This is a genomic window from Acaricomes phytoseiuli DSM 14247 (assembly GCF_000376245.1).
GTDB lineage: Bacteria > Actinomycetota > Actinomycetes > Actinomycetales > Micrococcaceae > Renibacterium > Renibacterium phytoseiuli.
In genome coordinates this window covers 1-9,525 of record NZ_AQXM01000025.1, presented here as the reverse complement: position 1 = coordinate 9,525, position 9,525 = coordinate 1, and the positions used below count along the sequence as shown (strand labels likewise).

Below are 9,525 nucleotides of genomic sequence, written 5' to 3'. Positions count from 1 at the left end.
GTCCTACGGAGCTGGCGATAACGCGAGCATGGAGAGTTTCTTCAGCCTGCTTCAGAAGAACGTGCTCAACACGAGATGCTGGAACACTCGCGCTGACCTCCGCCTCGCGATCGTTTCCTGGATCGAAACGAAGTACAACCGAAGACGCCGGCAACGCGGCCTCGGCAAACTCACTCCCGTAGAGTTTGAGACGATCTACACGGACGCGAAAGCGGCCTGATCACCCCAAACCCCAACTGTCAACCAAACCCGGGACAGACCCCCGAGATTAGTCCCCTTTAATTGGTTTTCCAGGGATCGTCTTGTCTGAGTGCCCTACTCATATATGAGCGTAGTTGCCCAGAAGCGTAGAGTTCATTAATCTCATACGGTGAGGAGGCCCTATAGTTTCGTTTGTCATTGATGAAGACCGCACCGCGGCCGCTACGTTCAAATATCGCAGCGTTCTTTTCAAGATCGATCCTGGGCCGAATTCTGAATGTTTCCTCATCGTTACCTGAACGAGGAAATTCCGTGCCCCACGGAAGCTGACACGACATTAATCTACCCTCATTGTAGACCACACAATGACGCAACCGGTCACGAGATTCTTTAAACCCAAGCCCAAACTTGGTACCACCCCAGCTTCTTTCAATCGCTATCTCACCGTTCTCCGGGGCAACAAAACGAGTAGTTATCGGGGCAGTAAAACCAACCCACCCATCACCAGAAAGAAGCTCACGGCCAGTATCATTACGGATCACTAACTCAGTAAAACCCTGCTCACCCCGAGGAGTAGAGGGCGCCTTACCCACATCCGCTAACCGCTCGAAACCATGATCTACCACAGTCTCCATCCCAGCCGTTATCGAAGAAGCTCCAACCTTATCCGTTTGGCCAATCTCATTCCATCTATGCACATTATCTACCACTAAACGCCCACTACCAGACCTATGTTTATCAGGCTGGGCAAACCCATCAACATGAACCACCGGACTAAAACGCAACCCGCCCTGATTACCAGGCTCTAAGAAATACCGAGACTCAGGAGTTTGACATTCTAAACGCTTCCGATCATCAGAGACTACACACCGGTCAATTAAACCAAGAGAATTTCCTTCGCCTTGAGGGAAACCCCACTCCTCCGAACGAGGCTTCCAAGCGCTCACACTTACCCGGTCCTGATCCACAAAAAACTATCCTCGGGGGCAGTGAAAACCACAGACTTAGCATTAAAATCAACACGTTTCGGCCCAGTATTACGAACCACCCACGAGACCGGACCAACACCACCAGGAGGAATCATCGTTTTAGTTCCCTGATCAGCAACACCGATAACACCATCAACCAACCGGGCAAACAAACCACCCTTAAGTTCAACCCTACCTAAAACCTCACGACCACCGACACCATTATCCCGACGAGCACCATCTAAAACCAACGACACAGAACCAGAACCAAGATCACCAGAATCAGCCTGAGCATCAGCCTCAACTAACGCCCGGAAACGCCAAGACTCAGAACCATACCAGGGAGAATTAGCATACGGCCTAAAACCGCACACTAGCTTTTTACCACCCTCAGAAACCATACACCGGTCTAACCCCGATTCGCGCCCCCACGATGCAGTAGGGGAATACTTTTTCCACCACTGCACACCATCATCACCGGCATCAAGAAACTTCAACCCCTCCGGTGCTCTCAATACCAATTCACTGGCAGCATCAAACTCTAATCGCTTCCCCTGATTAGTCATCGACCACTCAACAAACCCACGGCCCCCCTCGGGGACCAGGCTGGTCACGGGCTCATTGACTATATCCCCCAACCCGCTACCAGCGAACTGAATATTGATCTTCCCCGGCAACTGGGCATCACCTAACGTATCCCAACCACCCCGGGCGTTAGCCTGACGGACATTCTTCAGATCCTGAACGCCACTACCCTCAACCATCAAAGGCCGATCCTTAACATCAGCATCCACCCGCACTAACGGCTGATACCGGGAAAACTGCTTAAACTTATGGTCACCTACATGATTGCCTTTCAACCCCCAGAAACCATAATTCTTCTTTTCTGGGTTTTTACAGGTCAATACCGAACCTTCCTCAGAAGTCTTACATTCATTAAGATCCATGCTCGAATCAAACCGAAACCTATCAGATTCAGGAACCGGAGCATCTTCCTCATAAGCATAACTAAACGGTACTCTGCCCTGCTCGACAAAACTCACACCCTGACCCGCAGGCAAACGGAAAACCATCTTCCCCTTATAATCACCACGGATTTCAAAGCCCTCATTAGCAACCAACCAATCCACCCGAGAGACCCCACCAATAGGAACCCACACAGCCGGCCAAGGCTCCACCAAACCAGAGACACCACGAGAAACAACCTTCACCGGCAACTGGCCACGAACCACAACATCACCAAGATTGACCTCACCACCAGTAACCTCTAACACAGCGTCTTTGACAGGTACCTCGCCAACACCCGGATCTACCTGGCCTAGCGGGGCATCATCATCAACCCTGACCTTCGGTAAGTACTCGAAAGACTCTGCGATAGCACTCTTACCCTCACGATCACCTTCCGCACCAAACCACGAATTTCGGCCCATCGGGTTATCACACACCAACCGGCGACCATCATCCTCAACGGCACAATTGCGAAGCTTCCAATCCTCAATCTTCCCTACATCACGCCGGGCACGACCCTGATCATCCTTGACACGAATACCAACCTCACCCTGCTGTACAAACCGTGTGTGCCCAGGAGCCTGAAACACCACCTTGTCACCAAACACACCATCAACCTGAGAACCAACATTCTCCACACCCCACACAACCTCACCAACCTCACCGCGACCCAACTCCGCCACCGACCGAGTGGAACGATCCCTCAAGCCAGGTATAGCAGTGTATTTAACCCGTGAGGTTCCGCGGAGAACTACCTTGTCCGAGGATTTGTCACCGGATGTGACTCCTTGAAGAGTGAGATCGAATATCCCGGGATCTAATTCTTTACCCAACCATTGAGGATTTTTTCCCACTGTGTTGTGATAGTCGGATTCAACAGGGACGCGTAGCTTGACCATCGTATTGGGTGGGAAGCTGACATGGGTGTCTATTTTTGGGCAGGTAAGTTTCTTATCGTTAACAAAGGTGCATTCTTGCTGCCCGCCTGGGACAGGGAACCACAGCTTCCCACCATCAAGCGAAAACTCGCGAGTCAGGGGCATTTTACCCTGGGGTTTTTCGAAGCGAGTACCCTGGGGCGGTGTCACTGTCGCAAATTCTACCGATTCATAACTAAATTCTTTGGCACCTTTATTAGTGAAGCGCCACTCAGCAAAACCTTTCCAGGCCCCAGGATCGGTCGAATCAATCACCTGAACCGGCGAAGAATCAACAATACTATGGGGGGAAATTTTCAGTTTCCCTGGGATCTGAGTGTCACCTATCTGATCCCAACCACCCCGGGCGTTAGCCTGACGAGCGTTCTTCAAATCCTGAACGCCAGATCCCTCAACGACGGAATTTCGCTCGAAACCTTCGTCTATGAGAACCGAGAGCCAATACCGTATGAACTGTTTAGACTTATGGTCACCTACATGATTGCCTTTCAACCCCCAAAAACCATAATTCTTCTTTTCTGGGTTGTTACAGGTTAATACCGAACCTTCCTCAGAGGTCTTACATTCTTTAAGGTCCATACTGGAATCGAATTCCACACCTTTATTTTGGGGATTATTGAATTTATATTCATCATAAGCATAACTAAACTGCGGGCCGTAGTTGTCGGGCGTGAACTTCACGCCTTTTTCTTTGGGAAGTGTGAAGACTGTCTTTCCCGAATAGTCGCCACGGATTTCAAAGCCCTCATTGGCAACGACCCAGTCAACAATAGCCAGACTTCCCGAGGGTATAGCCACAGCTTCTTCAGGGGTCACCAGACCTTTCAGAACAGGTTCTTGCTCTTTGTCCTCGTCGATAGATATTGATGATGACGCGGAGATCACAACATTTCCCAGATCCTGATCGCCATTTTTTGCGTTCTTCAAAGCGACACTATATTTACCCGGTGACAAGAAGATTCCATCTTGGTGACTATCGGTGTCTACAACCACAGGAACGGAGGACCTAACTATTGTCTTTGGCGTAAAAGCAAGTTTTTGTGGTGAATTTTCGCATGCGATTTCGTAGTCATTAACAAAAGAACATTTAACCTGATATGGATCCTGCATCCAGGTTTTACCGCCATCTGTGGAAATTTCCCTGATGATCTGTGTGTTATCTTTCTCAAATCGAGTTCCCAAAGGTGCTTCGACTGTCACTGACATGATTTCATCGAAGGTGAAATCATTCGGGTACGAATTAGTAAAGTTCCACGAAATATTACCTTTCCAGGGAATTCCTTTTTTCTTCGGAATTTTCTGTTCTTGCGGGGAACTCGTAATACCTGTAGCCTGCCTAAAAGTAGGGGAATGAAACAACGTTGATGCCTCAGCTTCGGAGCCCTGGGAAACAAGCTTTAGTTTCCCGTCTTTCATTGCGAAATTTTTACCTGGCTCATGTAAAGGTGAGAGGCTGAATCCCTGATTCAAGGGGTTTGCGCAAAATGTTGCTCGTCCTGTGTTTTGGGAATCCTGGAAACTTGAAAGAATAAAATTTTCATTATTGTCTTTGTCCACGGAAACGAACATGCCAGGCCTGTCACTCTGTTCGAAAGAGTAACAACTAGCATTTTGTATACCGGGGCGAACAGTATAGTTATACGCTGAATTAGAAGCTATAGTTTCGGGCTTCCCTACAGATGTGGAAATAAGATCGTCGCTACTACTTCGGCTCATCAGCCAGGAAGAACCGCCTTGTTTGGATTCTATGTTAACTTCACTCTCAGGAACGAGGTCAAATCCGCTTGACCAGTTGGGCGAAAGTGTCCTCCAACTAGATTGTTGCCGATGTAATCTATCCTCATCAAGTAACAGTTCCGATTTTTCCTTCAGGATAATCGAATCCGAACTTTCTGCCCACAAAACTTTACCGCTATCTTTATTACCTTGGGGCCCTAATGGTGATAGGTATGAACCGCCTTCTGGAGAATCCGTGGGACAAAAAGTTGACTCTCTCTTAAACTTTTGACTTCCGGTGTCATCCTCGACCGTCATCCGATGACCAACACCATTATTCTTCCAATAAAAGCCTGGCTTAGACCTTGATTCAAATCTAAAGCAACCTGAAACCTGAGAGGAACGAACCCAGAAAGTAGCTGATTTCCGAGATTCCTCAGTAGTGTCAACCACTCTGAGTTTCGCCTCCACAGGGTCGGGCTGGAGGAAACTATTTATCTCAGCAGAACCATTATTGGCAAGTGAGATCAATGAATCTTTGACATACTTATTCTGACGCGGAGTCTGTGTGACCATAAAGTATCTACGATCTTTGAAAATATAACTTTCACCAGGGCCAATCGCGATTGCTGATTGGACTGGATCTGAGCCACCAATAGTGCCGATCACAGACCATATATCAGCCAAAGCACCCTCGCCAATAACCTTCTTGCCCACTAAATCGTAGAGTTGATATTGATCCCCTCGAATAAGAATGACTTGATCTTCCCGAGGCTTCCCGCTCTCAAGGTTATTCAAGGTAACCGCATCAATTCCCCATTTAAAAATTCCACCCACACCAGGAAGAACTGTTTGAATAAATCCTTCCTCAAAGATCTCAGAAGAGTCCGGCGACTGACGATTGTACTTATAAACAGCCGCACGGTCACCCTTGATAATCAGGTAGGTTAACCGGCCATCACCACTGCCGACCTTGAATTCAAGTGCCGCGTCGAATCCGTCTGCGAAGACACTACCCTCGAGGCCCGGCCAAACATCCTTAATCGCATGCGGACCATCGTGCATAACTTTACTGGCATGGTGATCATAGGTGAGATGACGATCACCTTTAGTGAAGCCAACCTTCGTATATTGCTGACTATTCTCATTCCAAGAATCCAGTGCAACATACGAAGCGTCAATGTTTTCAGTCAAACCTGCCTGGATAAGCCCCGGGAATTTTGATCCAATCCAACCGACCGGGCGATCTGGCCATTTAGCTGTCTCTATGCTCCGTTTACAAACATCATGCCCTGGACGAGGGGCTCTGCCAATGTCGTAGCTCACTCTCACTACCTGCTGAGAAATAAAAGTATCCCACGCTCTGTTCACACGGTAGAACGCATCGAACCTCAAGTAATCATTGCTGCGCTTAATTTTAATCTTCCCCTGTTTAGCAGGCGCAACAACTTCCTTAGTGCGAAACCCTTGAGGATTATTGAGTTGGATAACAAGCTCAGCATCATCAGGCAGACTAGAATCTATCTCCCAGGTAAATTCGCTAATTTTTTGGACACATTCGAATAGACCAGGATCACTAATTTTAGGATTCGACAGCAATGGCGTCTCATTATCCTTCAACTCAGATACTGGTCCATGAGGAGGAACCCTATTCCATGATGTAACTGAATAAATCAAGTACTTCACCGCAACGTAGGCAATCTGGCCAGCCTGGACAGCACCAACAGCGGCTGCCACAGCTGTGGTAGGAGGAAAAGTCAGTGCAGCAAGAAGAGCAACAAGAGAGATACCATTCACAGCAATACTCTCAGCATCACCTGTTCGAATACCATCAGCCATACCTATTGCCTCACCGACACCAGGAAGAATAGAAGTCGCCCGGGCGGCTGCTTCTAAACTATGGGTCTCCGGCAAGGTCCGGCCAAGCTTATGCAAATCCAAAACCCAGTCCACCAAAAACGCTTTGTTGACTTTCCCACTTGTCAAGTTATAGGTCGATTCCAACTTATCTATAGCTGATTGGACCGTCTTATCAGCGTCGGCCCTGGACCACTCTTGACCATTTTTTGGTCGGGCCGTACTCTCCATAAAAGTCTTATCTTTTAAAATGGCCTGGACAATGTTCTGCGACTTATCCTGCGCGGTTTTCTGGCTGACAGGCGAAAGCTTTCCCCCAGATTCCTGAAATGGCCCCTGACGACTAAACTTTTCCAATTCAGCTTTCCCACGATCCGGGTTGCGATCTAATTCACTAAAAATGGTTGTATTATCATCCCAACCAGAGCTCGAGTCTTTATAGGGATCAAAACCGGGATCACCCGGAAGATAATTTGAATTATCTCTACTCTCCACAGGAATCACCTTCTCTGGGACAGTACTTTCCAGCCACCCATCTCGATTTGCTTTATACGTTGCTTCCCACTTTGTAGCACCCCTAACATTCACAGGGCTAATCTTTCGGATTGCTGACCATTCTTGAGTGATCTCAGCGATTTTTCTCAACCCATTAATACCTCCAGCATCAGCCGAGGCTTGCAGCGAAACAAAATAATTAGTGGGTTCGATATCATAAGCCCAACCAGACACTACAAACTTCGGACCCTCTGTGGTACTTCCCGGGATGAACTTTGTACCTGACAAAGGAACAGCATCAGCCTTAGCACGCTCGGCATCTGCGGTCGTTGATATCCAACCACTGCCCTCAGTGGGCAATCCTAACCATTGATCTGTGAGCTGTCCGTAATTCTTTCCTTCGGCAGTGAACCCATCTTTAAAGACATTCTCTGGATCTTTCGAACTCCCAATATGAACAACATTAGGCCGGACAATATTACCCTGCTCCAACAAATCAGCGCGCATAATCGGCTCACCCGAAAATACTGGGGCTTCGGGGTTGGCCTTCCGCGCTTCCTGAACCTTCTTTAATCGATCCTTCTCCCGGACGTCAACATCTTTATCCGGATCCCCATTAAGGGCACAATACTCACTTACATGTGACTTACAAAAAACCAGCCCACCAAGAGAATGTTTCTTATACTTATCACGCAAACCTCGGGGATCTTTAGCCTGCTCGTCAGTGACATAATCAGAACCAACCGAGTACCTTTGAGGTTTTATATCCTCGACAGATAGGCCAAGTTTATTAGCAAGCTCAGCATAAGCAGCCTGCTTCTCTTCACGATTCCGACCACTAACATTTTCATAATGAGAACGCGGTATTAAACCTTGAGACTCTCGGAGTTTACTCTCCGTTATGGCGTATGTCTGGTTCCTAGCCTGCTCAATAGCTTTAAATACTCCACGATGCTCTGGTGAACTATCTTTGATTGCATCTGTGGCAATATTTCGAGAATTCTTGATCAGTGGATATTCAAAGAGTTTTTTCTGATCATCAAACTCTGCAACAGCGAGAAGGCGATCTTTACCACCCACCGTTGCCGCTTCTTCTGCAACAGTGACAACTTCATGACTAGTCTCAACACCACTGCTATTTTTAACCACAACAGGAACACTGACTCTCTTAGGAGCATAATTATGATCTAAGGGAACAACACCCTGCATAATATGGGCAGCATGAACCAATTCATGCTGCAAAGTATTCTTTTCAGTCGCTATCAACGGCTTATTTAGATCAGTATTGAAGTCGTAAACAAACGAGCTTTCATCCGGCATAAAAATATAAGAAGAAGACCCTCTACCATTACCCGAGTTCTTCTTAACATAAGAGTTGGTATACGCTGAATCAACCACCTCTCCACCCGATTGAGCTGACGGGCCCCTCATGATAACAACCGTGGCATCCTCTAGTGCTGTAGCAGTATCGGAAGCAGCACGACCCACATCATCCAACGGGCGCATCTTACTCAAACCAGAGAGAAGATTCTGACCAGGAGTAAGCTTACCTTCCGGAGAATTCCACAGATCATCAATCACACGCTGGACCCGCTTCACAAAAGCTTCTGCTTTATCCTTACCATCACCACCGGCCTGCGGATCATCATAAGGAATAATCTTCCTCATCCCCACGTTCAGCGGCATATCATAACGATCCAAAGCCACCACAATACCCGACTTTTCACCACTCGGAAGAGTCAAAGGAATCGCCCTTAAACGATTCCTCTCCGGATTCTTAGCATCATCACTCGACCCCGGAGGCCGCACCAAAACCTCATTCCCCGCACCCGGAGCAGAGAACTGATTCTGAGCCACAGACAAACCACCCGAACCCTCACCAACCGAAGGCACCACCCCTTGAAGCACACCAGCACCCGGAGGAACAGCCACAGCACCCGGGGCAACAAGCCCCACCACCAACAACCCAGCCAAAAAACCTAGGAATAACCTAGAAAAGCCATGAGAAACCACCAAAAACCTATACACAATCTATATAGTACGCTGAAACGTGGGGGGTGAATTGTCCTGGGTTTGGTTCCTAGGTTTTTGCGAGGGCGCCGGTTGGCGTTCGCGTGGGTTCGAGGCCGGCGTAGTGGGCGGTCTCGAATTCTTGGGGTGATTGGTAGCCCAGGGCGGAGTGGAGGCGTTGATTGTTGTACCACCACACCCATTCCAGTGTGGCGAGCTCTACTTCTTCCACGGTGCGCCAGGGTTTGCGTGCTTTGATCAGTTCGGTCTTATAGACGGCGTTGACGGCTTCAGCCAGAGCGTTGTCGTAGCTATCGCCACGGGAACCAACT

At 48.3% G+C, this 9,525-nt stretch carries 4 protein-coding genes; 1 reads left to right on the top strand and 3 read right to left on the bottom strand.

Annotated elements, in window-relative coordinates; genetic code table 11:
• Positions 1-220 (top strand): integrase core domain-containing protein (locus tag C501_RS0100600; RefSeq protein WP_018133701.1); only part of this gene is annotated, 220 nt, incomplete at its 5' end.
• A 58-nt stretch (positions 221-278) separates the two neighbouring features.
• On the opposite strand, the gene C501_RS14115 is transcribed toward C501_RS0100600, so the two are convergent.
• From C501_RS14115 to C501_RS11930, 3 genes are all read right to left on the bottom strand, one after another.
• On the bottom strand, positions 279-1,169 hold the full coding sequence (locus C501_RS14115; protein WP_156807546.1) for a hypothetical protein: 891 nt from the start codon (positions 1,167-1,169) through the stop codon (positions 279-281).
• On the bottom strand, positions 1,151-9,115 hold the full coding sequence (locus C501_RS13770) for an AbfB domain-containing protein (protein ID WP_156807545.1): 7,965 nt from the start codon (positions 9,113-9,115) through the stop codon (positions 1,151-1,153). Before C501_RS13770 ends, C501_RS14115 begins: the two co-directional genes overlap by 19 nt.
• Positions 9,116-9,263: 148 nt before the next feature.
• Positions 9,264-9,525: integrase core domain-containing protein (locus C501_RS11930; protein WP_018133696.1), on the bottom strand; the 262-nt coding region annotated here is incomplete at its 5' end.